The sequence below is a fragment of the Mycobacterium sp. 852002-51152_SCH6134967 genome (genome assembly GCF_001667105.1).
GTDB classification, from domain to species: domain Bacteria; phylum Actinomycetota; class Actinomycetes; order Mycobacteriales; family Mycobacteriaceae; genus Mycobacterium; species Mycobacterium neumannii_A.
Genome location: NZ_LZIK01000021.1, coordinates 17,505 through 43,475, shown reverse-complemented (window position 1 = coordinate 43,475; position 25,971 = coordinate 17,505). Strand labels below are relative to the sequence as shown.

The following is a 25,971-nucleotide window of genomic DNA, read 5'->3' as shown; positions in this document are numbered from 1 at the left end:
GGGTGATTTCGGTGCGACTACTTATCGCAGAGCGATCGGTAGGGCACCGAAATCACCGAGCATCGAAGGTGATCCGCACCGAGATCGGGTCGCTTTCCATCGCCCGCATCGTCAACGCGGTCGCCGACTGGCCGAGCCTGCCCGCGCCGCCGAAGGTGCGGGCGCGGACGCGCACGTCGTCGTCGGGCTCGAACGTCGCGGTGCCCGTGCGCCATTCGCCGTTGACGCGGACGCGCACTCTGGGGTTCGCCGCGATGTTGTAGGCCCAGCCTGCGCGGCGACCGTGCTGCGAGATCACCCATACGCCGGTGTCGTCGGCGCGGCCGGCCAGCGGTACGAGCCGCGGCTGCCCGCTCTTGCGTCCGATCGTCTCGAGGTCGACCACCAACGACGACCGGATGCCCACGCGGTCGAGCGCGGCGACCACCGGGTTCATCAGGACGCGTCCCAGCTGCCGCTCGAACTTGAACTTGCGCACCGCCTTGTCGGCGCTTCGTGCTGTCATCGCGAACCTCCTCGGGGGATGAGGTCAACGACGTTACTTGAGTGATAACTCAAGAACAAGCCGCAAGCGGCCGAGTGAGAAGCCACGGTCGTGAAATGCGCTGCTCAACGACCAGCGACGGTCAGCATTAGTCCGCCGCCAGCGGCAGTCGCACCTCGAAACGTGCGCCCGTGCCCAGGTTGCGGGCGGACAACGTGCCGCGATGGGCCTGCACCAGGCCCGCGGCGATCGCGAGCCCCAGCCCCGACCCGCTGGGCAGCGACGAATCAGCACGCGGCACGCGATCGTTGGACCCGCGGTAGGCGACGTCGAACACCCGCGGCAGGTCGGCCTCGTCGATGCCGACGCCGGTGTCGTCGACGCGCGCCCACGCACCGTTCTCGTCCGAGCCCAGCGACAGCGACACCCGGCCCCCCTCCGGGGTGTGGGCGATCGCATTGGCCACCAAGTTGGACAGCACACGCACCAACGCGCGGTCGCTGCCCAGCACCCGCACCGGCGCCTCCGGCAGCTCGGCCGTCAACGCCACTCCCGCGCGCTCGGCGGCGATCCGGTGCGCGGTGAGCACATCGTCGACCACCTCGTCGAGCGCCACCTTGTCGAACACCGGTTGGACCGCACCCGCGTTGATCTTCGACATCTCGAACAGGTCGTCAACCATCTCAGAAAGCCGAACCGACTCTTGCTCAATGGTTTTGGCGTGTACGCGGACCTCGGCGTCGGGCACGACGCCGTCGGCGATCGCCTCGGACACCGCCCGTATCCCGGCCAGCGGGGTCCGCAGATCGTGGCTGACGAACGCGACCAGCCTGCGGCGCGACTGCTCGGCGGCCCGTTCGGACTCGCGGATCTCCTGCTCCCACACCGTGCGACGGGCCTGATAGCGCGCGAGCATCACCGCGGCGGGAATCGTCACCACCGAGACGATCACCAGGACGATCGCGGTCTTCTCGAAGGTTTCGGTGATCATGAAGCGGCTGGCGCCGAGCACACCGGTGAACGTCGCCAACACCGGGATGAGCACCAGCGCCACCATGCTCACCGCCAGCGACCACGACCGGGCCAGGCGGATGACGAGTGCGCCCGCGAGCACCACGGGAACCGAACATGCCAGCGCCAACCCGATGATCTCCCAGAGGTCGGACGGCACTAGGCGCTCTGCCCTTCCGGCGAGCGGGCCTCGCTGCTCCACAGATAGCCGCGGCCCCACACCGTCTGCACCCTGTGGTGCTCACCGAGCTTCGACCGCAACCGCTTGACGTGCACGGTCACTGTCGACAGGTCGCCGAAATCCCATTGCCACACCTGTTTCAACAGTTCCTCGCGGCTGAACACGACGTCGGTGTGGGTGAGGAAGAACAGCAGCAGGTCGAACTCGCGGTTGGTCAGCGACACCGGCTGTCCGTCGACGGTCACGGTGCGCGCGGCCGTCGACACGGTTAGGCCGCCGACCGCGATGTCCAGCGCCCGCCGGCCCGTCGGTGCGGGCGCGCGCCGCAGCACCGAGCGCACCCGCAGCGCCAGTTCGCGCGGGCTGAACGGTTTGGTGAGGTAGTCGTCGGCGCCGGCCTCCAGGCCCGCGATGCGGTCGTCCTCCTCGCCGAGTGCGGTCAGCAGGATCACCGGCATCGTGTATCCGCCGCGCTGGCGCAGGTTACGGCACAGCGTCAGCCCGTCCGGGCCCGGCATCATCACGTCGAGGACCGCGACATCGATGTGCTGGGAGCCGAGCAGCCGCAGGGCCTCGGCTCCGTCGTGGGCGATCGCGACGTCGAGCCCGTCGCGCTCGAGATAACGACGCACGACATCACGCACGACGCTGTCGTCGTCGGCGATCAATACCCGCGTCACAGTTTCCGAGAGTAGTCCCGTGCGGCGACTACCTGCGCCGATGTCACGGATCCGTCATTGATCCACTGGTCGGCGCGGTCAGGGGCTGGTTAGCCTCGAACCCATGCCCGACCGTTCGGTGACCGTGGTGCTGCCGTGTCTCAACGAGGCGCAGTCGCTGCCGGGCGTGCTCGCGGCGATCCCGGACGGATACCGGCCGCTGGTGGTCGACAACAACAGCACCGATGCGACCGCGGACGTCGCCCGGGAGCATGGAGCGCAGGTGGTACCTGAGAAGCGGCCCGGTTACGGCGCCGCAGTGCACGCCGGGGTGGTAGCGGCGACGACGCCCATCGTGGCGGTGTTGGACGCCGACGGTTCGCTGGATCCCCGTGACCTGCCCGCTCTGGTCGACGACCTCCACCGCGGGGCCGACATGGCGATCGGGCGCCGCCGGCCGGTGCCGGGGCTGAAGTGGCCGTGGCATGCCCGCCTCGGCACCGCGGCGGTGTGCTGGCGGCTGCGGCAGCGCCACGGCCTGGCGGTACACGACATCGCCCCGATGCGGGTCACCCGCCGCGACGCTCTGCTCGACCTCGACGTTCGCGACCGCCGCTCCGGGTACCCCCTCGAAATGCTGGTCCGGGCGGCGGCCGCCGGGTGGTGCGTCGTCGAGCGCGATGTCGACTACCGCGCGCGCACCGGCGGCAAGTCCAAGGTCAGCGGATCGGTGCGCGGTAGCGCTGTGGCCGCCTTTGACTTCTGGCGGGTGATCTCGTGACGGTGCTGGCGGTGACGGTGTTGGTGGTGGCCAAGGCGCCGGTGGCCGGTCTGGCGAAGACTCGGCTCGCCGCGACGATCGGCCCCGCCGCCGCGGCCGACCTCGCCGCCGCAGCGCTGCTCGACACCCTCGATGCTGTCACCACCGCGCCTTTCGGACGCAGGGTCGTCGCGCTGACCGGCGATCTCAGGCAGGCGAGTCGAGGTGACGAAATCGCCTACAGCTTAGACGGATTCACGGTGATACCCCAACGCGGCGCGGACTTCGCCCAGCGACTGGCCAACGCGCACGCCGACGCTTCCGTCGGCGACCCGGTACTGCAGATCGGCATGGATACCCCGCAGGTCACCGCCGGCCTACTCGTCGAATGCGGGCGAGCGCTGATAGGAAGCGACGCGGTCCTCGGACCCGCCACCGACGGCGGGTGGTGGGTGTTGGGTGTCTCGCGCCCGTCCATGGCCGAATGCCTGCGGAGCGTGCCGATGTCGCGGTCCGACACCGGCGCTTTGACCCTGGCGGCGTTGCGCGGCAAAGGCATAGACGTCGGTTTGCTCGACGAGCTCGCCGACTTCGACACCATCGCCGACATCGACGCGGTGCGCCGGGGATGCGCGGCGGACAGCCGGTTCGTCCTGGCCGCCGAGGCGGTGCTCGCCTGATGCTGGGCAACCTCTACGACTGCGCGCTCGACGGGGAGCGGTGCTGGATCCGAAGCGACGACGGTCAGGTCCGCGCCCTTCCTGTGCATCGCTGGATCGGAGGCGCGAACGCCGATTGCCGCTTCGACCGCGCCGTCGTCGGGCTGTGCGAAGGGCCGACGATCGATTTGGGCTGCGGTCCAGGACGATTGGTGATCGAGCTGATCCGCCGGGGCATACCTGCGCTCGGTGTCGACCAGTCCGCGACCGCGGTCGGGCTCGCGCGGCGCAACGGTGCGCCCGTGCTGCGCCGCGACGTGTTCGGGCAGCTGCCCGCGACCGGACGGTGGCAGACCGTGCTGCTGGCCGACGGCAACGTCGGCCTCGGCGGCGACCCGTTCCGGATGCTGCACAGGGCGGCGGAGTTATTGCGCCGAGGCGGGCGGTGCATCGCCGAGTTCGAGGCTCTGACACAGGGTGTGCGCAACCGCTGGGTCCGGCTGGAGTCGTCGCGCGTAGTCGGGCCGTGGTTCCCGTGGGCGTCGGTGGGCATCGACTGCGCCGCCGAGGTCGCCGAGACCGCGGGCCTGGCGATGACCCGCGTCCATCCGATCGGCAACCGGGTGGTCGCCAGCCTGACGCTGGCTTAGGTCTTGGTCGTCGCCAGCCGTGCGGCGTAGACCACCGCGCTGATCCCGAACATCGCTGACGTCAAGAGCAACCACCTGCCCAGGTACGGATCCTGGGTCTGTCCCGTCGCGGCCAGCACGACCGGCGCGCCCTGTTTGATGATGCCGGGCAGAAACAACAGCAGGGTCAACCCCGAGCCGAGCGCCGGTACCCGCACATAGTTCAGTAGTGGAACCCGTAACCGGGGAATTCGCGTGCTCCACAACAGGGCCCGGTCCACCAGCGCGTAGAGCGGAAACAGTACGAGATCATGGACGACGATCGCCGCGGCGAACCACACCGCGATGGATTGCCACCATGTGCGGGTGTTCCACAACGCCGGCGGTGTGAGAGTGGCCAACACATAACCGAATAGCGCGAAGCCGGCGACCAACGTCAGCAGGTGCAGCGGATGTGATCCGTAGACGGCGCGGAACCGCCCCACGTCAATCACCGGCCCGGAAGTCGATCGAGCCCACCCATTTGGTGTTGTGCACGCCTGGCAGCGCAGGCACGATGACGCGGGCCGGGAAACCGTGATCGGGTGACAGGTCGACGCCGTTGACCCTCAGCGCCAGCAGCGCGTCGGGATGCAGAAGCTGATTGCGTTGCAGCGTCGCGCGATTGAAAGCCCCGCGCCGCTCCACGGACCGGACGAACGCCGATACCGGTGAGGCCACACCGGCCAACCGGGCCAAATCCCGCAGCGGCACGCCGGTCCACGTCTCGGTCGTCGACCAGCCTTCGACACAGGCGATCGGCAGCCGGGCGGTGTGTTGGGGCATCGCGGTCAGCGCGGCGCGGTCGAGCACCACCGGTGATGCTCCTCCGGTCATGGTGAGTCGCCAGCGCTCGCCCGTCATCTCCGGTGTGATCTGGGCCGCGGCGGCAGTCCTGTTGACCTGGAAGTCATTCGGGCCGTCGCCGCGGGTTCGGCCGCGGGGCAGGAGGAGTGCGGCGTGCCTGGTCCATCCGCCGATCGACTGCCCAGCGGTGAGAACCGCGACCAATGCGGCCCCGCCACCGACCAGAGCGAGCGCGCCGCGGCGACTCATCGTCGGGGGATCGGGATCGGCGGGAGCCAACCCGTCGGGCTCATACGGGTCGACGACGGTGTCCTCGCGCGACGTGCGCAGCACGGCACGCATCGACCGTGACCGCAAACCCTCCCGCAGGCGGGGGAGCTTGATGGCGACGTGCACGACGAACCCGGCGATGAACACCCAGGCGCCGAAGTAGTGGGCGGTGTAGAAGCTGAAGCCGAAGATGTAGTCGTACTGGATGTTCAGCACGCCGGTGACGATCTCGAACAGCGCCCCACCGACCAGCATCAGCAACGAGATCCGTTCCACCAGTTGGGCGATGGAACGCGCAGGCGGCCAGGCGAACAGCCGGGGAATCACCGACCACAACTTGGCGAGCACCACCGGCACGAGCACCAGTCCGAGCCCGACGTGCAACCCCTGCGTCAGCCGGTACAGCCAGGACGGGTCGGTGGGCCAGTCGAAGGTCGGAAGCTTGAGCCAGCCCACATCGCCCGGTATGGCCTGATCGAACTGCGGCCCGTAGGCGATGTAGGACAGCAGGCCGGTGAGGATCACCACCGGCAGCCCGATCAGCAGCACCGAGCCGAACACCGATGTCAGCCACAAACCGCGCAGCGGGCTACGCCAGCGGATCACCCGCTGTACCCGGGGCCGGTCGCCGGGTTGCACGGTTCCAGGGTCCCGGCAATGTCCTACGGATGCGCGTGGTGACCCGCGACCGTTACCAATTCGTCAGAATGAAGTGGTTGAGCAGCAGGGCGCCCACCACGTTGACGCCGAGCCACCAGCGATGCGACCGCGGTGGTAGCACTGTCCCGGCGGCGGTCAGCCAGACGGTGAACGGCAGCCAGATGCGTTCGGTCTCGGCCTTGCTCAGCATCGACAGGTCCGCGAACAGGATCGCCAGCAGCGCGCCGAGAAGAAGCATGGGCAGGCCGGGCCGACGCCGGATCGCCGCGATGTCGAACACCCTGCCGAGACCGGCCACACTGCCGAGGCCGATCGCGCACACCACGGAGGCGAGGTTCGCCCACCCCCAGTACGGGAACGGCCGGTCATTGGCGATGCCCTGCCAATAGCGTTCCTGCACCAGCTGATAGCCGTCGAACCACCAGAACCCCATCACCGCGAAGGCCGCCACCACGGCGAGGACGACCCCGACCGCCGGTACCGCGGCACGGGCAGCGGCCCGCCAGTCGGCCGCGCACATCAGCACCGCGAGCGCGGGTAACGCCATCAGAACCAGGCCGTAGTTGAGGAACAGGCCCCAGCCCAGTAGCAGACCGGCCCCTGCGGCAGCGAGGACGGGCCATCTCGCGGTGCCCCCGACGGCGATCGCCAGCAGCGCGATACCCCACGCCGCGACTCCCGCGAAGTAGCCGTCGGCCGACACCGCGATCCAGATCGCCGTGGGGGCAACAGCGACGAACGGGGCCGCCAGCCGCGCAGTCGATTCCCCCGACAGTGCCCGCACCGCGACGAGGATGGCGGCTGCCGCGCTGGATCCCACCAGCAGGCACAGCAGGCCGGCCCACGTGCCACCACCGAGGCCGATGCGGTCGAGCCAGACGAAGGTGAGCAGCGCACCGGGGGGATGTCCTGACACATGGGTGATCCACGAATCCGGTTGGTAATCAAGGATTCTGTCGGAAAACGTTCGCAGCGCATGCGGTATGTCCGTGACGGTGGGGACCTGACGCAGATACTCGTGGCGGGCGACCAACCTGCCTGCGAAACCACGCTGCCACCCGTCGATCATGGCCAGCGAGAACGCCCATGCGCACGCCGTCGCCCATGTCGCCCACGGCAACGCACGCCACGACAGCCGTTGTGCGACCCTCGGCCCCCACCACACCACCGCGGCGCCGATCACGACCGCGGGGACCGTGCCCCACCCGACGTGTGCGTTCCACCATCCGAAGATCGGCGCGGTGTCGGCGAACTGGCGTATGCGCCCTGGCGTCGCGTTGATCAGTGGCGTGACGATCCCCAGGTCGAGCCGCGGCACCACGAACGCGGCGACCACCAGCAACACACCGACGGCGACCGCCACGAACTCCTTGCGACTGGTCGGCATTCCGTCACCCTATTCGCCGGCCGCACCCAGATCTGAGTGATTTCGGTGTAGTTCGTCGCATTCACCGCGACGGACTACACCGAAATCAGTACAGCCGGGTGCGGGTGTTGGCCTCGCTGTAGTACTCGTCGAGTTGGGCCTGGGTCCATTCGGGCCGGATCGCCTTGAGTAGCTGCGCGACGCTCGGCAGCGCCGATGGGTTCCACGTCGACGGGTCCCAGGCCTCCGAACGCAGAAAAGCCTTGGCGCAGTGGAAGAACACCTCTTCGACTGCAACCTCCAGCGCGAGGATCGGACGCTTCTCCTTGACCGTGAGCGCGTCGAAATAGTCAGCGTCCGAGAGGATCTTGGCGGTCCCGTTGATGCGCAGGGTGTCGCCGCGGCCGGGGATCAGGAACACGGTACCGACATGCGGGTTCTGCAGGACGTTGAGATAGCCGTCGACCCGTTTGTTGCCCGGCCGCTCCGGTATCGCGATCGTGGTGTCGTCGATGACGTGCACGAATCCGGGCGGATCGCCCTTGGGCGACACGTCGACGCGACCCCGCGCATCCGTCGTCGCGACGAAAGCCAGCGGCGCGTGGGCGAGCCAGTCGCGCTGTACCGGCGACAGGCGGTCCCTGACCTTGTTGGCGACGTAGGGGTCCGGTCGCCCGACGATGGCCCGCAACTCGTCGACCGTATTGACTTCGCGACGCATGGGTCCATCATGCTCGACCGCGCAATGGGTTAACCCCGTCGGTCGCCGGGTAGCCGAACGGGCGGAGGTGAGTGCGATGGCACACCACGTCGAGGTCGACGCCGCGCTGTGGGACGAATTTCACCGCGTGGTCAACATGACGTCCCGCGAACTACTGGACTGGCTGCGCACCCGGTCCGCCGCCGAAGACTCCGAAGAGATGCCCGACCAGGCGGGCACCGAGACCGGCCGCGCCGTGCTCGAGATCCTGCAGAAGCGCTCGGTCGACCTCACCGACGAGGACGAGCGCGTGATGCGCAAGGTCGTCGACCGCGTTCACGCCGAACGCGGCGTCGACCTCGAGCCCACGGCCGGTCAGGAGAACTGGCGGCACAGGCTCATGACGATCGGTCACGACCCGCTCAAGCCTGTGACCTAACTAGAGAACCTGGCCGCCAGCGCGCGCCGGTCGATTTTGCCGATGCCGCGCCGCGGTATTTCGTCTACGACGTGGAACTCGCGCGGTGCCGCGGTGGCATCCAGGGTCGCGGTGACGTGCTCGCGTAGCTCGGCGGGCGTGGGGGAGTCGCGACCGGCAGCGAGCACGACGGCCGCGGCCACCCGCTGGCCCAGCCGCTCATCGGGCACCCCGAACACCGCGCATTCGGCCACCGCCTCGTGGGTTGCAAGGGCGGCCTCCACGATCTGCGGCATGATCGTCAACCCGCCGCTGCCGATCGCGTCGTCGACCCGGCCGAGCACCGTCAACCGGCCCTCGGGGTCGACGACTCCCACGTCGTCCGTGCGGAACCAGCCCGCATCGGCGAAGGGATCGGGGTCCACCGGGTTGCGGTAGCCCTTAGCAAGCGTCCGGCCGCCCAACACAATCCGACCCCCGTCTGATGTCGCCGGCCGCGCGCTGTCGCGAATCCGAACCCGCACACCGTCCAACGGCACGCCGTCGTACACGCATCCGCCTGCGGTCTCGCTCATCCCGTAGGTGCGGACGACCGAAATCCCCGCCGCGGCAGCACGTTCGGCCAGGCCAGTCGGCATCGGCCCCCCGCCGATCAGGACGGCGTCCAGCGTGGCCAATGCGTCGGCCGCCCCCTCGTTGCGCAGCGCTTTGTCGAGTTGCACGACCACCAGCGAGGCGTAACGCCGTCCGGGGCCCAAAGCGTCGACGGCAGAGGGCAATTCGTCCGGATCGAACGTCGGCGCCAAGGCCACCGGTGTGGTACCTGCAACGACACTGCGGACCAGCACCTGAAGCCCCGCGATGTGATGCGCTGCCAAAGCCAGCAGCCAGCGCCCCGGCCCGCCGAGCCGGTGATGTGTCGCCTCGGCGCTGGCGGTCAATGCGGCGGCGGTCAGCATCGCACCCTTGGGCGTCCCGGTGGTGCCCGATGTCGGCACCACCACCGCCACGTCGTCGTCGATCTCCGCGCCGCACCGCAACGCCCCTGACAGAAAAGATGATTCGCGATCATCCCCGGCAGGCACCGGCAGCACCGTGGCGCGACCGGCCAGCATGTTGTGCACGACGGGCAGCAATGACAACGCCGCGGCACCGGACCGGACCGCGACCGCGCGCAGGACGGCTATGGGTCACCCTCCCCGTCGCGTGGATCATCGAGGGGCCAGCCGCGGACCGCCAATCGTTGGCGAACTCGCTCCACGTCCTCAGACGTCGGCAGCGCATCGGTGATCTGGGTGATGAGGACTCCGATATCGGCGTCGTCGAAGTCGCCGTTCCGCTTGAGCTCCATGGCGACGGTTCGCACCTCGTCCTCGGTGAGGCGCCGCCGCAGGAGCGAGAACAACGGCACCCGGTCCGGACCGGGCACCCCTTCGGGGTAACCGGCTGTGATCCACGCGACAATTTTGGCCAGAAACTTCGTCACTGTGCCCTCCCGCGTGTCGCATCGGGTCTACCCACTCCCGATTGGATGATGCTAGTGCGCGACCGGACAAGACGAGTTCGGCGTCGCCGGCAAACGCTCGACCGCCGGCGGGTGAACAATGGATGAACACATTGCCCGAGAAGGCGAAATGCCAGATGACACGCCGGTCCAAGAGCGTTGCAGATTAGGTGAAACGAACTCTATGGCCGCAGAATTAACGCCGTGAGCGCTGAGTTGATCGTCCTCGTGCTGTTGATCACAACCGCACTGGCCTTCGACTTCACCAACGGCTTCCACGACACCGGCAACGCGATGGCCACATCGATCGCCACCGGTGCGCTCAAGCCCAAGACCGCGGTCCTGTTGGCGGGCATTCTCAACCTGGTCGGCGCGTTCCTGTCGGTCGAGGTCGCGGTCACGGTGACCACCTCGGTGCTCAACGTCCAGGACGGCCAGACCGGCGCCCTGCTGCCGTCGATCGACGCGTCGACCGGTCTGACGATCATCTTCGCCGGGTTGATCGGCGGCATCCTGTGGAACCTGCTGACGTGGTTGTTCGGCATCCCGTCGAGTTCCTCGCACGCACTGTTCGGCGGGCTCATCGGCGCAGGCCTGGCCGCCATGGGCACCGCAGGCGTCAACTGGAGCGGCATCAGCCAGAAGGTGCTCATCCCCGCGATCGCCGCGCCGCTCATCGCGTGCCTGGTCGCCGCCTGCGGCACCTGGCTGGTGTACCGGATCACCCGCAAGGTGACAGAGCGCCGCCGCCGGGAGGGCTTCCGCTGGGGCCAGGTCGCGACGGCCTCGCTGGTCGCGCTGTCGCACGGCACCAACGACGCGCAGAAGACGATGGGTGTCATCGCGCTCGCGCTCATCACCACCGGGCACCTGAGCGGCGACGTCAAGGAGAACGGCCTGCCGTTCTGGGTCATCTTCAGCTGTGCGGTCGCGATCGGGCTCGGCACCTACCTCGGTGGCTGGCGCGTCATCCGCACCCTGGGCAAGGGTCTGGTGGAGATCCAGTCACCGCAGGGCTTCGCCGCCGAAGCTTCCTCGGCCGCAATCATTCTCAGCTCGAGCGCCGCTGGTATGGCGTTGTCCACCACCCACGTCGCCACCGGTTCGATCCTGGGCAGCGGCGTCGGCAAGCCGGCCGCCGAAGTCCGCTGGGCGGTGGCGGGCCGGATGGCTGTGGCCTGGCTGATCACCCTGCCGGCCGCGGGACTCGTTGGCGCACTGTCCTTCTGGCTGGCCCATGGCGTCGAGGCGCTCACGGGATCGGGCCTCGCGGGCGACGGGTTCATCTTCCTGGTGTTGGTGGGCCTGTCGTTCTACATGTGGTGGCGCGCTCAGCAACAGAAGGTCGATCACACCAACGTCAACGCCGAGTGGGACGGTGCGACCAACTCCGTGGTCCCCGCCGAACTGCGGGCCGCCATCGAGGAAGCAATGCCCGAACCCGTCAGGCCGCCTGCGACGGTGTAGCGGAGGAACATCGATGACCTATCTCGAGAGCATTCTGAAGGTACTGGTGGTCGGGCTGGTCCTGGGCGCGGGACTGCCCGCGTTGTTCGCCACCGGCTTGATGGCTTTTTCGAGCGGCGCCGGGCACGAGTCGGCCGACGGCACCGTGACCGCACCCAACCGGGTCCGCAAATACCTCGGCATCGGTTTGTTCGTGTTCGTCGGATGGGTGATCGTCACCGCGGTGCTGTGGATCACCAGGGGCACGATCATCCACCATACGGGGATCGACCTGTTCCCCTTCATGCCGCAGAAATGAGTTGCGCCACACCATGACCGAGAACCGCACCGTGCTGGACAGCGTGCTCAACTGGCTGCGCCGCGGGTATCCGGAAGGCGTGCCGCCCACGGATTATTTCCCGCTGCTCGCGCTGCTGAAGCGCTCGCTCGCCGAGGACGAAGTGGTCAGCGCCGCGCAGGCGGTGCTCAGGAGCGCGAACTCGGACATCGTCACCGAAGCCGACATCCGCGCGGCGATCCACCAGGTCACCGCGCAGGAGCCGAATCCCGAAGAGATGCACCAGGTTGCGTCGCGGTTGGCCTCGGTCGGCTGGCCGCTGGCCCCCGCGCGCTGAACTCTAGGGCGTCACCGCCGGGTGTCGCGGCGCAGCGGGTGCGTCTCGGGCACCTGAACGAAGATCAGCAGCACGCCGTCGGGATCCTCGACGTGCATCTCATGCAGGCCCCACGGTTCCTCACGTGCCTCCCGCGCGATCGGTACACCCCGGCCCGACAGTTCCTTCTCGGTGGCGTACACGTCGCGCACCTGAAGCCACATCGTGCCGCCCGCCCGCGGGCCACCGTGGCCGGCGAGTTCGATCAACGACTGGCCGGCGTAGAAAACCGTGCCCGCACCGTAGTCGCGGGCGATCGCCAGCCCCAACTCGTCGCGGTAGAACGTCAGGGAACGCTGATAGTCCGCCGGCCGAATGAGCATCCGGCTGGCCAGAATCTCCATGACATCGTGTCTATCACGCTCAGCCGATCTGCCGCCCGACACCTTCCCAATAGGGTTCCCGCAGCGCACGCTTGAGGATCTTGCCGCTGGGGGTGCGGGGCAGGTCTTCGGCGAACGACACCGACTTGGGTAGCTTGAACCCGGCCAGCCGCTCGCGGGCGTACGCGATGAGGTCTGCCTCGCCGGGGAAGCAGCCCGCCCCGGGCACCACGACCGCCTTCACCGCCTCACCCCACGTCGGGTCCGGAACGCCGATCACCGCGACGTCGGCGACGTCCGGATGTGTCATCAGAACGTTCTCGATCTCGGTCGGGTACACGTTCTCGCCGCCGGACACGATCATGTCCTTGACCCGGTCGTGCAGGTACACATAACCCTCGGCGTCGACGTAACCGGCGTCGCCGGTCTTCAACCAGCCGTCCGGGGTGACGGTGGCGGCCGTCGCAGCGGGGTTGTTCCAGTAGCCGCGCATGTTCTGGCGCGAGCGGGTCCACAGCTCGCCGACAGTCCCGCTGGGGACGCCGCGACCGGCGTCGTCGACGATGCGCACCTCGACCCACCCGAACGGCTTACCGCAGGAGCGCATCAGTTCGGGGTCGTGGCGGTCGAGTTGCGTGATGGATCCGGTGGTTTCGGTCTGCCCGTACACCTGCAGCAGATCGCAGTTGAACCGTTCGAGAGCCCGGACCAGGACGTCGTCGGTGATCGGCGATGCGCCGTAGACGATGGCGCGCAGAGCCGAGAAGTCCGTCTGCTCGACGCCCGGGGTTTCCAGTAGGCGCTGGATCACGACCGGCACCAGCAGCATGTTCGTAATACCATGCTGCGCAACGGCTTCGAGGACAGCGGTCGGGTCGACGTCGCGCAGCACAACCGTGCGCGCGCCCTCGCACAGGCCCACCAGCGCCCAGCCGGAGCCCGCCATGTGGAACATCGGCATCACGGCCAGGCTCACACTGTCGGCGTCGAAGCGCCATTTGTCGGCGATCCCGGTGGCCTTGCAGAAGTAGTTGTCGTTGGTCAGCATCACGCCCTTGGGCGCTCCGGTGGTGCCGGAGGTGTACATCAGAAATGCGACATCGTCTGGTTGCGTTGCGACGCAGGGGTCGTCGGCGGGATAGGCCCCCATCCAGCGATCGAACTCCGGCCACCGGGGGTGCTCGCCGACGGCGACGACCTGTGCCGTCAGCCGGTCCTCGATCGCCTCGACGTGACAGAAGAAGTCGGCGCCGACGATCACCACCTTTGCGTCGGCGTCGTCGATGATGTGCAGCATCTCGGGTGGTGCCAGTCGCCAGTTGACCGGCACCACGACCGCGCCGAGTTTGGACAGCGCACAGGCGACTTCGAAGAACTCGATGCCGTTCTTCTCGATGAACGCGACCCGGTCGCCGAACCCCACACCCGCCGCGCGCAGCGCCTGGGCTACCCGGCTGGACCGGGTATCGAGGTCGCCGAACGTCGTGGTGCGATCACCGGCGATCAATGCGACCGCGTCCGGACGTTCGGCGCCGAAGACGCGTGCGATGTCGGCGACGGTCGCGATGTCGGGGTGGGGCATTTACTTGTTCGGTTGTAGGCGTTGCCGTTTCATCACGGCGTCGACGACCGCGGGTGCGAAGCTGTTGAGCACCTGGGCGCTGACAGCCATCCGCGGCGCGATCCGCACGGGCCGGGTCTTGGCGGCCGTGACCATCCACTCGGCGGCCTCGTCGGAGGACAGCCCCGGCAATCCGTCGTAGGCGCGAGTGGGGGCGATCATGGGCGTGCGCACCAGCGGATAGAACAACGTGGTCGAGTGCACTCCGTCAGCGCTCCACTCGGTTTCGATGACTCGGCTCACCGCGGTCAGCGCCGCCTTCGACGCGTTGTACACCGAGAACAACGGCGACGACTCGCTGAGCACGCCCCAGGTGGACACGTTGATGATGTGGCCGTCGCGCCGCTCGCGCATGCCCGGCGCCAGGCCGCGGATCAGTCGCAACGGCCCGTAGTAGTTGATCGCCATGGTGCGTTCGACGTCGTGCCAACGGTCCAGCGACTCGGCCAGCGGTCTGCGGATCGACCGGCCGGCATTGTTGATCAGGATGTCGACGCCCCCGAGCTCAGTGACGACACGTTCGACCAGCCCGTCGACCGCGTCGAGATCCGACAGGTCGCAGGCGTGTGCCTTGGCGTCCCCGCCGTCGTCGGCGATCCGGTCGACCAGCGCGTCCAGCAGCTCCTGTCGGCGTGCCGCCACCACCACGATGGCGCCGCGGCGGGCGAACTTCTCCGCGGCCGCCTCGCCGATCCCCGATGACGCGCCCGTGAGCAGGATGCGCTTACCACGCAGGTCAACGATGTCGCGGCCGGGCTGGTACTGCAGCAACTCGGGGACCACGGGCGGGCGCATGGTGGTCAGGACGAGTTGGTCGGCCAACCGCCGCAACGGGCTCTTGCTCACGAGCGGTGAGTCTAGGCGAGCGGCTTGTGCACGAAAACGCGCGCTCACCGCTCCAGAACGTGCACAAATCGCTCAGTTGCGGCCGGCGGCCAGCAGACCTGACGACGCGAACTTCAGCCCGGCGCGCAGTTCGTCGAGGCGGATCGGGTCGTCGGACTCGATGTACCGCAGGGTCGTCGCCACCGCCATGTTGAAGAACAACCACGCCAACGCTTTTGGGCTCAGCTCGTTGCGATACTGGTCGCGGTAGTGGTTCATGTGCAGCGTCGACATCGCCACGAGCGTGGCATTCAAACCCGAAATGCTCTCGAAAGCGCGCACGTGGTCCGGACGTTCGGCGAGGTACCGAAGCAGGCCGCGGTTGGCGATCGTGACGTCGATGAGGAAGTCGATGGAGGCCGCCATCGCCTCGGCGGGCTGGGCGAGCGTCACGGCCCGCAGGCGTTCCTCGATGGCCGGGGCCTGCGAGAGGGCGAGATGCTCGATGGCCGCCTCGAGGATCTCGTCCTTATCGGCGAAGTACTGGTAGATCGATCCTTTACTGACGCCCGCCCGGTCGGCGATCAGGTTCGTCGTCACCTGGGCGGGATCGGTGGTGAGGAGCAGACCGGCCGTCGTCTCGACGATTTTTGCGACCATCTCACGAGAGCGCTGCTGCTGCGGCGTCTTTCTCCGCGCTGACCTGCGCCTATCCATGCTCACCGACGCCCCTTATGCGACTTGAATGCGACCTGTCGGTCATATTAGCCTCGCCGAACGACCTGGAATGGAGGTGGACGCCGCCCATGACCGCCACTTCGGACATCGATCTGTCTGTCGACGACGAACCGATCGAACTGGTACCGCCGGATTCGCTGACCGCCGAGCACACGGGCCGTTGGACGTTCCTGATCTTCGAGGGCGCGGCGTTCATGATGCAGGCGATGCATCCCGTCATCGCCGAGGTCACCGGCCGCTATTCCGCGTCGTTCCACGGCGATCCGGGCGGACGGGCGATCCGGTCCATTGACTCGGTGCTGCGGTGGACTTACGGCGGCACCGAAGCCGTGGCCGAAGGAAATCGGGTCCGCGCCATGCATCGGCCGATGACGATGAAGAGCGCGTCGACCGGCAAACAGATCAGCGCCCTGAATCCCGAGGCGTACCAGTGGGTCATCTGCACCGGCTACATCGTCAACGTCCACGGTGCTCGCTTGTTGATCGGGCGGGACTTCACCGACGACGAGAAGACCCAACTGCTGCGCGACAACCGCCGACTGGCGCGCCTGTTGCATGTGCCGATGCGCGACTATCCCGAGACCGATCAGGAGATGACCGACTACTTCGAGTCGATGATCGACAAACTCGAGGCCACGCCGCAGGCCCGGAAGCTGATGGACGACTTGATCACCGGCACGATGGAGCTGCCCCCGTCGGTGCCGCAGGTGTTCTATCCGCTGATCAAAGCCATGCTGCGGCCCGCATTCCGCTTCAATTACCTGTCGATCGTCGGGTTGCTCGACCCGCGTCTGCGCACCAAGCTCGGCGTGAGTTGGAGCCCCGAAGAGGAGCGCCAGCTCAACCGCATCTACAAGGCCATCCGCATCGCCTACCGCGTACTTCCCGACCGGCTGACGTACTTTCCGCTGGCCTACCACGCCCGCAAGCATCACCAGTGCCTGGAGAAGATGGCCGAGCGGCAGAAGAAGTCGTGGGCCTACCGGGTGCCGGGCGCCGTCGCACCTGAGTAGCGATTCCGGTGCGCTACCAGTCGCTCAGCGATTGCTAGTGCACCCAAACCGCCGCCTAAAAGTAGCGCGGGAAGCCGCTCCAGTCGGGGTCGCGCTTCTCCAGGAACGCGTCGCGGCCCTCGACTGCTTCGTCGGTCATGTACGCCAATCGTGTTGCCTCACCGGCGAACAGCTGCTGACCGACCAGACCGTCGTCGGTGAGGTTGAACGCGTACTTGAGCATCCGGATCGCCTGCGGCGACTTGCCGTTGATCTCCGAAGCCCACTGCAGAGCGACGGTCTCCAGTTCGGCGTGGTCGACAACGGCGTTGACCGCACCCATCGCGTGCATCTGCTCGGCGGTGTAGGGGCGGCCCAGGAAGAAGATCTCGCGGGCGAACTTCTGGCCGACCTGTTTGGCCAGATATGCGCTGCCGTATCCGCCGTCGAAGCTGCCGACGTCGGCGTCGGTCTGCTTGAACCGGGCGTGCTCGCGGCTGGCCAGCGTCAGGTCACACACCGCGTGCAAACTGTGTCCGCCGCCGGCGGCCCACCCGTTGACCAGACAGATCACCGGTTTGGGCATGAACCGGATCAGCCGCTGCACCTCCAGGATGTGCAGGCGCCCGGCGCGCGCCGGGTCGACGGTCTCGGCGGTCTCGCCCGACGCGTACTGGTACCCGCTGCGGCCGCGGATCCGCTGATCCCCGCCGGAGCAGAACGCCCATCCGCCGTCCTTGGGCGAGGGCCCGTTGCCGGTCAGCAGCACGACACCGACGTCCGATGACATCCGCGCGTGGTCGAGGACGCGGTACAGCTCGTCGACCGTGTGCGGCCGAAACGCGTTGCGCACCTCGGGCCGGTCGAACGCGACGCGCACCGCGGGCCGCGGAACGCCGTCGACGACGTGGCGGTGATAGGTGATGTCGGTCAGTTCGAAGCCCTCGATGGGCTGCCACAACGACGGGTCAAAGGGGTTGTCACTCACGGGGTTACCTTATCGATGCGGAAAACCGGGCAGCGACCGGCGAGCGCCTCGAACTCGTCGGGGTTGGGTCCGGTGACCAGTCCGGCGCTCTTGATGAAGTCCACCCCGGTGGGCACCTTCGACGGGAACTCCCGCAACAATGGTCGCGCCTCCTCGACGGGCATCTCCACCATCCGCACACGTTCGCTGCGGCGGCCGATGTGCAGCGTGACCTCACCGGCCGCCCTGACATTGGCGGCCCAGTCGGAGCCGGGTACCCCGCCGACCACATAGCGCTGACCGTCGACCTCCATCGGCGTGACCGGGGTGGACCGCATCTTGCCGGTCTTGCGTCCCGGTACGGACAGCACGACGGGTCCTTTCTCCCCGAGGATGCCGAGCTTCTGCAGGCCGATCATCACCTTGTTGACGTACTTCAGCCACCACGGCAGGCGAATGTCAGACATGGCGCAAACGCTACGTGATCGGATCAACGCGGAACACCGGCAGGCGGCCCGCCATCCCCTCGAGCTCGTCGGGTGTCCCGGTCTCCAAAACCCCCGCCCGCGTCATCAGGTCGACACCGACGGGAACCTGCGCCGGGAACTGCCGCAGCACCCGGCGCGCCTCGTCAGGGCTCAGCTCGACGAGGCGCACCCGCTCCGAACGCCGGCCCTGCCGCAGCGTGACATGGTTCGCCGCACGAGCGTTGCGCACCCAGTCCGCGCCCGGGTAGCCGTTGATGACGTAGCGGGCACCGTCGACGAACATCGGCGTGATCGGCGTCGACCGCGGCTTGCCCGTCCTACGGCCCGGCACCGTCAACACCACGGGCGACTCGTGCCGCGAGATCGGCAGCCCGAGGCGCAGCAGCACCATCACCAACTTGTTGGCGTATTTGAGCCACCGCGGGGGCGTCATCCGATCGCCCATGCCGTGAGGCTATCGCTCAGATCGCGACGCCGTGGCCGGACAGCGCGGTTCGCAGACCGTCCGGGCGCTCGGTGGTCGGTAGCGGATCGACAAGGGCGAACCGGCAGCCCACCGCGCGGGCGCCGCCGTCGGCCTCGTCGCTGTCCCCGATCATCAACGCGGACACGGCTTCCACGCCCAGCCGGTCCAGCGCGATCTCGAAGATCGCCGGGTCGGGTTTGACCGCGCCGACTTCGAAGGACAACACGAACTCGTCGACGAATTCGGCCGCACCGAGGGAGACGAACGCCGGTCGCACGTCGAAGGCGATGTTCGACACCACCGCCGTCCGGATGTGCCTGCGATGCAAACCCTGCAGCACCTCGGCGGTGTCCGGATACGGAGTCCAGTTCATCGGATCGATCAGCAGCCCGTACAGCGACTCGGCGTGCTCGTTGGCCAACCCGGACTCGCGCAGCACGTGCAGATACGCCTCGCGATGGAGATGCGGCGCCAGATCGCGGTTCACCCATACGCGGTGAGCCTCCGGAGTCATCTCGACGTGCTCGCCCGTTGGCGCGGTCATCCGGCGCATCAACTCGGCCTGGACGTGGCCGTCGACCTTGCGGTCGTCGACCTCCATCCCGTGAAACCAGCTCTCGTCCTCCTCGAGCCGGAACAACGTACCCGAAAAGTCGAACAGGACGGCGTTGATCTCACTCATGGCACCGATGCTACCGACCAACTCGACTTGCCTTGTCGCGCAGCACTTCCCGTTCCCTCTCGTTGTCGGTCATGGCGGCCGCCCGGTCGAACTCGCCGGCGGCCTCTGCGCCGCGGCCCAGCCGGGCGAGCAGTTCGCCGCGCACGCTCGGCAACAGATACGAGCCCTCTAACCCGGTCAACGAGTCGACGATCTCCAGCCCCGCCTCGGGGCCGTCGGCCATCGCCACCGCCACCGCCCTGTTCAAATCGACGACCGGCGACGGCGCCGCGCGAGCCAACCCGTCGTACAGCGCGACGATGCGGTGCCAGTCGGTGTCGGCGGCGGTGGGCGCGGTGACATGGCACTCGGCGATCGCCGCCTGCAGCGTATAAGGTCCCCATCCAGTGCCCTTGTGCCGCAACGTGTTCGCAGCGCGCTCGAGTGCCGCCACCCCGCGTTGGATCTGCGCTCGATCCCATTTCGCCCGGTTCTGGTCCTCCAGGAGGATCGGCCTGCCGTCGCTGTCGGTGCGGGCGGCGAAGCGCGACGACTGCAGCTCCATCAGCGCCACCAGGCCGTGGACTTCCGGTTCGTCGGGAACCAGCGCGGCCAGCACCCGACCGAGGCGGAGCGCCTCGGTGCACAGCTCGTCGCGGATCCAGCGCTGACCGAACGACGCCGAATAACCCTCGTTGTAGATCAGGTAGATCACGCTCAGCACCGCCGACAGCCGCTCCGGATACTCCGAGCGGTCCGGCACCTCGAACGGCACGTTCGCGGCCGCGAGGGCCTTCTTGGCGCGGGTGATCCGCGCGGCGACCGTCGCGGTGGACGTCAGGAAGGCGCGGGCGATCTCCTCGGTCGTAAGCCCGCCGACGACCCGCAATGTCAACGCGATCCGGGCTTCGCGCGGCAGCACCGGGTGCGCAGAGATGAAGATCAGCCGGAGCACGTCGTCGTCGATGCGGTCGGGGTCCCACGATTCCTCGACGTGGCTTTCGAGCTCGCGAGCGATCGCGGCGTATTTGCTGTCGAGATTGTCCTGACGGCGCCACAAGTCGATGGCCTTGCGTTTGGCAACGGTGGTCATCCATGCGCCGGCGTTGCGCGGTACACCCGTCGTCGGCCACTGCTCGAGCGCGTCGACGAGCGCGTCGGCGGCCAGGTCTTCGGCGAGCCCGACATCGCCGACCGAGCGCGTCAGAGTCGCGACGATTTTCGCCGCTTCCATGCGCCACACCGCGTCGACGGTCGCCTGCACGTCGCTCACGCGTTCATTGTGCCGACGCGGGCCTCACGCCGGAGTTTCGGGACGCGTAATCTACGTTTTCCTGCGGCGTGTCGCAGTGCTTTCGCCGAGCTCGCGACGGAAAGTTAGAAGGTATGACCCACAGGTTGGTCACAGCGTATTGGGAAGGCCGCAAGGCATTCCCGCACACGCTCGTCAACCCGTACGCGGGACTGGGGGATCGGGCGATCGCGAGGATGTGGCGGCTGGGCTGGCAGCGGGCCGCCGACGAGCAGCGGGGCATTCCGAGCGAAGAGGAGCGACTTGCTCGCTTCGCCGCGGAAATCGATGCCCTCCTGGGCTAGTCGCCTCGACGCGCTGCGGCGCCGACAGCCCCGCGTCGTTCTCGGCGTCACGGGTGCGCCGGGCGCGGGCAAGTCGACACTGGCCGAGGCGGTCGCGACCGCGGCCGACGATGCGGTCTACGTGCCGATGGACGGCTACCATCTCGCCGACGTCGAGCTGCAGCGGCTCGGTCGCCTCGACCGCAAAGGCGCCATCGACACGTTCGACGCCTACGGGTATCTCGCTCTGTTGCAACGCATCAGGGCCCAGGGCGACGAGACCGTCTACGCACCGGCGTTCCACCGCGATCTCGAACAGCCCATCGCCGGCAGCATCGCCGTGATGCCCGACCATCGCCTGATCGTGGCGGAGGGCAACTACCTTCTCGACGACGAGCCCCCATGGCCGACGGTCCGTGCCCTGCTCGACGAGGTGTGGTTCGTCGACGCCCCGCCCGACGTTCGCCGTCGTCGCCTCATCGCCCGCCACGTCGAGTTCGGTAAGTCACCCGAGCAGGCCGAGGCGTGGGTGCGCGCCGTTGACGACCCCAACGCCGCGCGCATCGAAACCGCCCGGGATAGAGCCGATTTCGTGGTGACGCCGTAGCAAACCCCACGCCGTAGCAAACCCCCGCGAGCGACCGTGTCTGCCCGCCGACACGCCGCCACCGCGTGTACAAGAGCGGTCGCTCGCAGCAGACAAAGCTAGCCGACCGCGCGGTCGCTGCCCTCCCAGAACTGCGCGCGCACGGCCTTCTTGTCCGGCTTGCCCAGCGCGGTCACCGGCACCGAGTCCACGACGATCACCTGCTTGGGCGACTGCACCGAACCCTTGCGCTCCTTGACCGCCGCCTGGATCTCCGAGGTCATCTGCGCGACGGCCACCTCGGAGCGGTCGGCGTCCGGCCGCAGCACGACCACCGCGGTCACCGCCTCGCCCCACTTCTCGTCGGGCGTTCCGATCACACACACCTGGGCTACCGAAGGATGTTCGGCCACAACGTCTTCCACCTCGCGGGGAAACACGTTGAACCCGCCGGTGACGATCATGTCCTTGGTTCGGTCGACGATGTAATAGAAGCCGTCGGAGTCCTCACGGGCGAGATCGCCGGTGTGCATCCAGCCGTCATGAAACGTTTTCGACGTCTCGTCAGGACGGTTCCAGTAGCCGCCGGACACCAGCGGCCCGGACACGCAGATCTCACCGACCTCGCCCTGCGGCACCGGGTTGCCGTCACCGTCCAGCAGCGCAACCCGCGCGAACACGGTCGGCCGCCCGCACGACGTCAACCGCTTCTCGTCGTGATCGCCCTTGGCCAGGTACGTGATCACCATCGGCGCCTCGGACTGGCCGTAGTACTGGGCGAAGATCGGGCCGAACCGGTCGATCGCCTCGCGCAGCCGCACCGGGTTCATCGCCGAGGCGCCGTAGTACACCGTCTCCAGCGACGACAGGTCGCGGGTGCGCGAATCCGGGTGATCCATCAGCGCGTAGATCATCGACGGCACCAGCATCGTGGCGGTGATCTTCTGCTCCTCGATCACCCGCAGCACCTCGGCCGGGTCGAACTTGGTCAGCACGAACAGCTCGCCGCCCTTGATGATCGTGGGCACGAAGAACGCGGCACCCGCATGCGACAGCGGCGTGCACATCAGAAACTTGGGGCGCTCCGGCCACTCCCACTCGGCCAACTGGATCGTCGTCATCGTCGTGATCGACTGCACGGTGCCGATCACGCCCTTGGGCTTACCGGTCGTGCCGCCGGTGTACGCCATGCCGCCGATGTGATCGGGCGGCAGGTCGGCGGCCACCAGAGGCTGCGGTGAGTACTTCGCGGCCTCGGCTGTCAGGTCGACGCCGACGCCCTCCAACTCCGGAGGCACCGGACCGATCGTCAGCACCTGCTTGAGCGCGGGCACCTTCTCCAACAGTCCCTGCGCGCGCTCGACGAACATCGGGTTCGGGTCGATGATCAGCGACGTGACCCCCGCGTCGTTCAACACGTAGGCGTGGTCGTCCAGAGAGCCGAGAGGGTGTAGTGCGGTGCGGCGGTAGCCCTGGGTCTGCCCGGCGCCGATGATCATCAGCACTTCCGGCCGGTTCAGCGACAGCAGGCCGGTGGCCGTTCCCGAACCCGCGCCGAGCGCCTCGAACGCCTGGATGTAGCAGCTGATGCGCTCGGCGAGCTGTCCACCGGTGAGCGTGGTGTCCCCGAGGAACAGCACCGGCTTGTCCTTGTTCCGCTTCAATGCCCCGACGGTGAGATGGCCGGAGTGGACGGGATGGCGCAGCAGGTCGCCTGGTGAGCGCTCGCGCGAAGTAGCAGCAGCCTGAGTCATGCCGATCAGACTAGAACGTGTTCCAATTCCCGTCACGGAGTCCCCGGAAATCTCCGGCGACGCTAGAAGCGGGCGGACACCGCGACCGCGAACGTATACGGCACCGTGATCCGCGACTCCGGGGTATGCGCAGACGCGTAGGTTCGGCTGAGTGAGCGACCGACAGCGAATGCGCGAGACGATCCTCAAGCTCTCCCGTGAACGCGGCCCGGACAAGACGATCTGCCCGTCCGACGCGGCCCGCGCCGTCGGCGGTGACGACTGGCGCGATCTGATGGACGACGCCCGCGAGACCGCTCGCGACCTGGCCCGCGACGGTGACGTCGAGATCACCCAGAAGGGTGAGGTGCTCGACCCGAACGCGGTGTGGCGCGGACCCATCCGGATCCGCGCCACTTAGTCGGCCTCCCTCGTCCGCGAAATTGCATTCCAGCAGGCGTCCACTCGCACTTTCGCTGCCGGAATGCAATTTCGCGCCCAACAGCAGTCAGCCCAACTTGTCGGCCTCGGCCCGTGCCTGTGCCGCGACCTTCTCGGCCAGCTCGGCCTTCCACTGGATCTCCTTCTTGATCCACGGATTGTCCTGCGGAAACTGGTCGGTCTCGCCCACCAGCCGCACCTCGAGCTTGACGCCGGGTCCCAACGGGCACTTCTGCGCCCACTGCTTGGCCTCCTGCTTCGACGAGACGTCGATGATCCAGAAGCCGTTGAACAACTCCTTGGCCTCGGTGTACGGGCCGTCGGTCACCACCGGCGGATCGGAGTCGAAGTCGACGACGAAACCGTCCTCCGGCCCGGTCAGACCTTCGCCGGCGAGCATCACACCCGCCTTGATCAGCTCCTCGTTGTAGCGACCCATCGACTCGATGACCTCGCCGAAGTCCACCTCGGCCTCGGCGAATGCGGCCTCGGCCTCGGGGGTGACTCGCATGATCAGCATGTATCGCGCCATTGTTCTTCTCCTTCTGTCGGGAAGGGGCCGGCTGTATCTTCGGGTGCCCCTCATGACTACGTCGAACGACCCTTCACCCAAATCGACACGCGGCGCGACATTTTTTCATCGAATTTCTCCCGCGACTGAGAAGATTGCCGGATGCCTGCCGCTGACCTGGTCATCCGCGGAACCGTCCTGACGGTCGACGTCAACCAGCCGACCGCCGAGGCGCTTGCGGTGCGCGACGGCCGCATCGTCGCGGTCGGTAGCCGCGGCGAGATCGACGGCTGGATTGGCCCCGACACCGAGACCCGCGACGTCGACGGCTGCGTGATGCCCGGATTCGTCGAGGCGCACGGCCATCCGCTGATGGAGGCCATCGTGCTGTCGGAGCGGATGGTCGACATCCGGCCGGTCACACTGCCCAACGCCGATGACGTTGTTGCCGCCATCAAGGCCGAGGTCGCTGAACGCGGCACCGAGGGCGCATACCTCAATGGCTGGGATCCGCTGCTGCAGGCCGGATTACCAGAGCCCACGCTGGCCTGGCTCGACGACGTCGCACCCGACACGCCCTTGGTGATCGTGCACAACTCGGGACACAAGGCCTACTTCAACAGCGCTACCGCCCGACGATTCGGACTCACCCGCGACACTCCCGACCCAAAAGGCGCCCGGTACGGTCGCGACACCGATGGTGAGCTTGACGGTACCGCGGAGGAGACCGCCGCGGTGTTCAGCCTTCTGGCCGGCGTGATCGATCCGGCCGCCTACCCGGCGATGCTGCACGCAGAACTGCAGCGGCTCAACGCGGCCGGGCTGACCACCTGCTCGGAGATGGCTTTCGACCCGGTGTTCCGCCCGGTGATCGAAGCACTGCGCGGTGAACTGAGCGTGCGACTGCGGCTCTACGAGATCTCCAACGCCGAGATGTCCACCGACGCAGTACCGGCCGACGGTGACGACCTGCTCCGTCAGGTCGGCATCAAGATCTGGGTGGACGGATCCCCGTGGATCGGCAACATCGACCTGTCGTTCCCGTACCTGGACACCGACGCCACCCGCACCATCGGCGTCGCGCCCGGATCGTGTGGGCACGCCAACTACACCCGCGACCAACTCACCGAGATTGTGCACGCCTACTTTCCGAAGGGCTGGCCGATGGCGTGCCACGTACAGGGCGACGCCGGCGTCGACACCATTCTCGACGTCTATGAAGAGGCGCTGCGCCGCTGGCCTCGTGACGATCACCGGCTGCGGCTCGAGCACGTCGGCGCCATCCGCGACGATCAGCTGCAGCGCGCGCACGATCTCGGCGTCGTCTGCAGCGTATTCGTCGACCAGATCCACTACTGGGGCGACATCATCGTCGACGGGTTGTTCGGCACCGAACACGGAAGTCGTTGGATGCCATGCGGATCCGCGGTCGCCACGGGTATGCGGATTTCGCTGCACAACGATCCGCCGGTCACCCCCGAAGAACCCCTGCGCAACATCGCTGTCGCAGCCACCCGTACGGCACCGAGTGGTCGGGTGATCGGCCCGGAGCAGCGCATCTCCGTCGAGCAGGCGATCCGGGCGCAGACCGTGGACGCGGCCTACCAGTTGTTCGCCGACGATGTGGTCGGCTCACTGGAAGTGGGCAAGTACGCCGACATGGTGGTGCTGTCGGCCGATCCCCGGACCGTCCCGCCGGCGGACGTCGCCGACCTCGAGGTTCACGCCACATACCTTGCCGGACGGCAGGTTTACGGCGAATAAGGTTGTCGCCGAA

The 25,971-nt window shown here is 67.6% G+C and carries 32 protein-coding genes; 12 read left to right on the top strand and 20 right to left on the bottom strand.

Annotation, left to right across the window (positions count from 1 at the left end):
• Nucleotides 1-52: 52 nt before the first annotated feature.
• From A5790_RS06795 to A5790_RS06785, 3 genes are all read right to left on the bottom strand, one after another.
• Nucleotides 53-505, bottom strand: a complete 453-nt coding sequence (locus tag A5790_RS06795; protein ID WP_066842137.1) for a nitroreductase family deazaflavin-dependent oxidoreductase — start codon at nt 503-505, stop codon at nt 53-55.
• Nucleotides 506-632: 127 nt separating this feature from the next.
• Nucleotides 633-1,655 carry a cell wall metabolism sensor histidine kinase WalK gene (locus tag A5790_RS06790; protein ID WP_066842135.1) on the bottom strand — a complete coding sequence of 341 codons (1,023 nt, stop codon included), beginning with the start codon at nt 1,653-1,655 and terminating at the stop codon, nt 633-635.
• The gene (locus tag A5790_RS06785; RefSeq protein WP_066842134.1) at nt 1,655-2,356 is read right to left on the bottom strand and encodes a response regulator transcription factor; all 702 of its coding nucleotides are present in this window, start codon (nt 2,354-2,356) and stop codon (nt 1,655-1,657) included. Before A5790_RS06785 ends, A5790_RS06790 begins: the two co-directional genes overlap by 1 nt.
• 103 nt (nt 2,357-2,459) lie before the next feature.
• On the opposite strand from A5790_RS06785, the gene A5790_RS06780 reads away from it, so the two are divergent.
• From A5790_RS06780 to A5790_RS06770, 3 genes are read left to right on the top strand one after another with little or no spacing between them, the layout of a single operon-like run.
• Nucleotides 2,460-3,116 carry a glycosyltransferase family 2 protein gene (locus A5790_RS06780; protein WP_066842133.1) on the top strand — a complete coding sequence of 219 codons (657 nt, stop codon included), beginning with the start codon at nt 2,460-2,462 and terminating at the stop codon, nt 3,114-3,116.
• Nucleotides 3,113-3,775: a DUF2064 domain-containing protein gene (locus A5790_RS06775; RefSeq protein WP_066842132.1), complete on the top strand. Its 663-nt coding sequence runs from the start codon at nt 3,113-3,115 to the stop codon at nt 3,773-3,775. Before A5790_RS06780 ends, A5790_RS06775 begins: the two co-directional genes overlap by 4 nt.
• Nucleotides 3,775-4,404 carry a class I SAM-dependent methyltransferase gene (locus A5790_RS06770; RefSeq protein WP_066842131.1) on the top strand — a complete coding sequence of 210 codons (630 nt, stop codon included), beginning with the start codon at nt 3,775-3,777 and terminating at the stop codon, nt 4,402-4,404. The genes A5790_RS06775 and A5790_RS06770 overlap by 1 nt, the downstream gene beginning before the upstream one ends.
• On the opposite strand, the gene A5790_RS06765 is transcribed toward A5790_RS06770, so the two are convergent.
• From A5790_RS06765 to A5790_RS06750, 4 genes are all read right to left on the bottom strand, one after another.
• Nucleotides 4,401-4,877: a hypothetical protein gene (locus A5790_RS06765; protein WP_231987621.1), complete on the bottom strand. Its 477-nt coding sequence runs from the start codon at nt 4,875-4,877 to the stop codon at nt 4,401-4,403. The genes A5790_RS06770 and A5790_RS06765 overlap by 4 nt on opposite strands.
• A complete protein-coding gene (locus A5790_RS06760) occupies nt 4,870-6,138 on the bottom strand; it encodes a molybdopterin-dependent oxidoreductase (protein WP_082961612.1) in 1,269 nt (422 codons plus the stop codon). Before A5790_RS06760 ends, A5790_RS06765 begins: the two co-directional genes overlap by 8 nt.
• Before the next feature lie 52 nt (nt 6,139-6,190).
• Entirely contained in the window at nt 6,191-7,546 is a 1,356-nt protein-coding gene (locus A5790_RS06755; protein WP_066842123.1) for a hypothetical protein, read from the bottom strand.
• 85 nt (nt 7,547-7,631) lie between these two features.
• Entirely contained in the window at nt 7,632-8,246 is a 615-nt protein-coding gene (locus A5790_RS06750; protein ID WP_066842121.1) for a pyridoxamine 5'-phosphate oxidase family protein, read from the bottom strand.
• 76 nt (nt 8,247-8,322) lie between these two features.
• Between A5790_RS06750 and A5790_RS06745 the strand changes: the two genes are divergently transcribed.
• On the top strand, nt 8,323-8,664 hold the full coding sequence (locus A5790_RS06745) for a DUF3140 domain-containing protein (protein ID WP_066842119.1): 342 nt from the start codon (nt 8,323-8,325) through the stop codon (nt 8,662-8,664).
• On the opposite strand, the gene menE is transcribed toward A5790_RS06745, so the two are convergent.
• Nucleotides 8,661-9,779: an o-succinylbenzoate--CoA ligase gene (gene menE, locus A5790_RS06740; protein WP_255361508.1), complete on the bottom strand. Its 1,119-nt coding sequence runs from the start codon at nt 9,777-9,779 to the stop codon at nt 8,661-8,663. The genes A5790_RS06745 and menE overlap by 4 nt on opposite strands.
• Nucleotides 9,780-9,826: 47 nt before the next feature.
• Complete coding sequence (locus A5790_RS06735; protein ID WP_064399641.1) at nt 9,827-10,129, bottom strand: DUF3349 domain-containing protein; 303 nt, start codon at nt 10,127-10,129, stop codon at nt 9,827-9,829.
• A 222-nt stretch (nt 10,130-10,351) separates the two neighbouring features.
• Between A5790_RS06735 and A5790_RS06730 the strand changes: the two genes are divergently transcribed.
• The 3 genes from A5790_RS06730 to A5790_RS06720 are packed head-to-tail and all read left to right on the top strand — an operon-like array spanning nt 10,352 to nt 12,228.
• The gene (locus A5790_RS06730; protein ID WP_066842117.1) at nt 10,352-11,614 is read left to right on the top strand and encodes an inorganic phosphate transporter; all 1,263 of its coding nucleotides are present in this window, start codon (nt 10,352-10,354) and stop codon (nt 11,612-11,614) included.
• A 13-nt stretch (nt 11,615-11,627) separates the two neighbouring features.
• A complete protein-coding gene (locus A5790_RS06725; RefSeq protein ID WP_066842115.1) occupies nt 11,628-11,912 on the top strand; it encodes a hypothetical protein in 285 nt (94 codons plus the stop codon).
• 13 nt (nt 11,913-11,925) lie between these two features.
• Nucleotides 11,926-12,228: a DUF3349 domain-containing protein gene (locus tag A5790_RS06720; RefSeq protein ID WP_064399847.1), complete on the top strand. Its 303-nt coding sequence runs from the start codon at nt 11,926-11,928 to the stop codon at nt 12,226-12,228.
• 11 nt (nt 12,229-12,239) lie between these two features.
• Here A5790_RS06720 and A5790_RS06715 read toward each other — a convergent pair whose 3' ends face one another.
• From A5790_RS06715 to A5790_RS06700, 4 genes are all read right to left on the bottom strand, one after another.
• Nucleotides 12,240-12,611 carry a VOC family protein gene (locus tag A5790_RS06715; protein ID WP_066842113.1) on the bottom strand — a complete coding sequence of 124 codons (372 nt, stop codon included), beginning with the start codon at nt 12,609-12,611 and terminating at the stop codon, nt 12,240-12,242.
• A 19-nt stretch (nt 12,612-12,630) separates the two neighbouring features.
• On the bottom strand, nt 12,631-14,172 hold the full coding sequence (locus tag A5790_RS06710; RefSeq protein ID WP_066842111.1) for a long-chain-fatty-acid--CoA ligase: 1,542 nt from the start codon (nt 14,170-14,172) through the stop codon (nt 12,631-12,633).
• Nucleotides 14,173-15,057, bottom strand: a complete 885-nt coding sequence (locus tag A5790_RS06705; RefSeq protein WP_066842109.1) for an SDR family oxidoreductase — start codon at nt 15,055-15,057, stop codon at nt 14,173-14,175.
• A 72-nt stretch (nt 15,058-15,129) separates the two neighbouring features.
• Entirely contained in the window at nt 15,130-15,696 is a 567-nt protein-coding gene (locus A5790_RS06700) for a TetR/AcrR family transcriptional regulator (RefSeq protein WP_066842107.1), read from the bottom strand.
• Between the two features lie 146 nt (nt 15,697-15,842).
• On the opposite strand from A5790_RS06700, the gene A5790_RS06695 reads away from it, so the two are divergent.
• A complete protein-coding gene (locus tag A5790_RS06695; protein ID WP_066842105.1) occupies nt 15,843-16,787 on the top strand; it encodes an oxygenase MpaB family protein in 945 nt (314 codons plus the stop codon).
• 55 nt (nt 16,788-16,842) lie between these two features.
• On the opposite strand, the gene A5790_RS06690 is transcribed toward A5790_RS06695, so the two are convergent.
• From A5790_RS06690 to A5790_RS06670, 5 genes are read right to left on the bottom strand one after another with little or no spacing between them, the layout of a single operon-like run.
• Nucleotides 16,843-17,754, bottom strand: coding sequence for a 1,4-dihydroxy-2-naphthoyl-CoA synthase (locus tag A5790_RS06690; protein ID WP_066842103.1), 912 nt, complete (start codon nt 17,752-17,754; stop codon nt 16,843-16,845).
• On the bottom strand, nt 17,751-18,200 hold the full coding sequence (locus A5790_RS06685) for a nitroreductase family deazaflavin-dependent oxidoreductase (RefSeq protein WP_066842099.1): 450 nt from the start codon (nt 18,198-18,200) through the stop codon (nt 17,751-17,753). The genes A5790_RS06690 and A5790_RS06685 overlap by 4 nt, the downstream gene beginning before the upstream one ends.
• A 10-nt stretch (nt 18,201-18,210) precedes the next feature.
• Complete coding sequence (locus tag A5790_RS06680; protein ID WP_156656318.1) at nt 18,211-18,666, bottom strand: nitroreductase family deazaflavin-dependent oxidoreductase; 456 nt, start codon at nt 18,664-18,666, stop codon at nt 18,211-18,213.
• A gap of 16 nt (nt 18,667-18,682) precedes the next feature.
• Nucleotides 18,683-19,369: an HAD family hydrolase gene (locus A5790_RS06675; protein WP_066842098.1), complete on the bottom strand. Its 687-nt coding sequence runs from the start codon at nt 19,367-19,369 to the stop codon at nt 18,683-18,685.
• Nucleotides 19,370-19,379: 10 nt separating this feature from the next.
• Nucleotides 19,380-20,582, bottom strand: coding sequence for an RNA polymerase sigma factor (locus A5790_RS06670; RefSeq protein WP_066842253.1), 1,203 nt, complete (start codon nt 20,580-20,582; stop codon nt 19,380-19,382).
• Between the two features lie 152 nt (nt 20,583-20,734).
• Here A5790_RS06670 and A5790_RS06665 point away from each other — a divergent pair, with 152 nt between their 5' ends.
• Entirely contained in the window at nt 20,735-20,944 is a 210-nt protein-coding gene (locus tag A5790_RS06665; protein WP_064398109.1) for a hypothetical protein, read from the top strand.
• Nucleotides 20,928-21,530: a nucleoside/nucleotide kinase family protein gene (locus A5790_RS06660; RefSeq protein ID WP_066842090.1), complete on the top strand. Its 603-nt coding sequence runs from the start codon at nt 20,928-20,930 to the stop codon at nt 21,528-21,530. Before A5790_RS06665 ends, A5790_RS06660 begins: the two co-directional genes overlap by 17 nt.
• Nucleotides 21,531-21,628: 98 nt before the next feature.
• Here A5790_RS06660 and fadD8 read toward each other — a convergent pair whose 3' ends face one another.
• Nucleotides 21,629-23,263: a fatty-acid--CoA ligase FadD8 gene (gene fadD8 / locus A5790_RS06655; RefSeq protein WP_066842088.1), complete on the bottom strand. Its 1,635-nt coding sequence runs from the start codon at nt 23,261-23,263 to the stop codon at nt 21,629-21,631.
• A gap of 169 nt (nt 23,264-23,432) precedes the next feature.
• Between fadD8 and A5790_RS06650 the strand changes: the two genes are divergently transcribed.
• A complete protein-coding gene (locus tag A5790_RS06650) occupies nt 23,433-23,663 on the top strand; it encodes a DUF3253 domain-containing protein (protein WP_066842080.1) in 231 nt (76 codons plus the stop codon).
• Nucleotides 23,664-23,750: 87 nt separating this feature from the next.
• Here A5790_RS06650 and A5790_RS06645 read toward each other — a convergent pair whose 3' ends face one another.
• Complete coding sequence (locus A5790_RS06645) at nt 23,751-24,215, bottom strand: YciI family protein (protein ID WP_066842078.1); 465 nt, start codon at nt 24,213-24,215, stop codon at nt 23,751-23,753.
• Between the two features lie 141 nt (nt 24,216-24,356).
• On the opposite strand from A5790_RS06645, the gene A5790_RS06640 reads away from it, so the two are divergent.
• A complete protein-coding gene (locus tag A5790_RS06640) occupies nt 24,357-25,958 on the top strand; it encodes an amidohydrolase (protein ID WP_066842076.1) in 1,602 nt (533 codons plus the stop codon).
• The last annotated feature ends 13 nt before the right edge of the window (nt 25,959-25,971 follow it).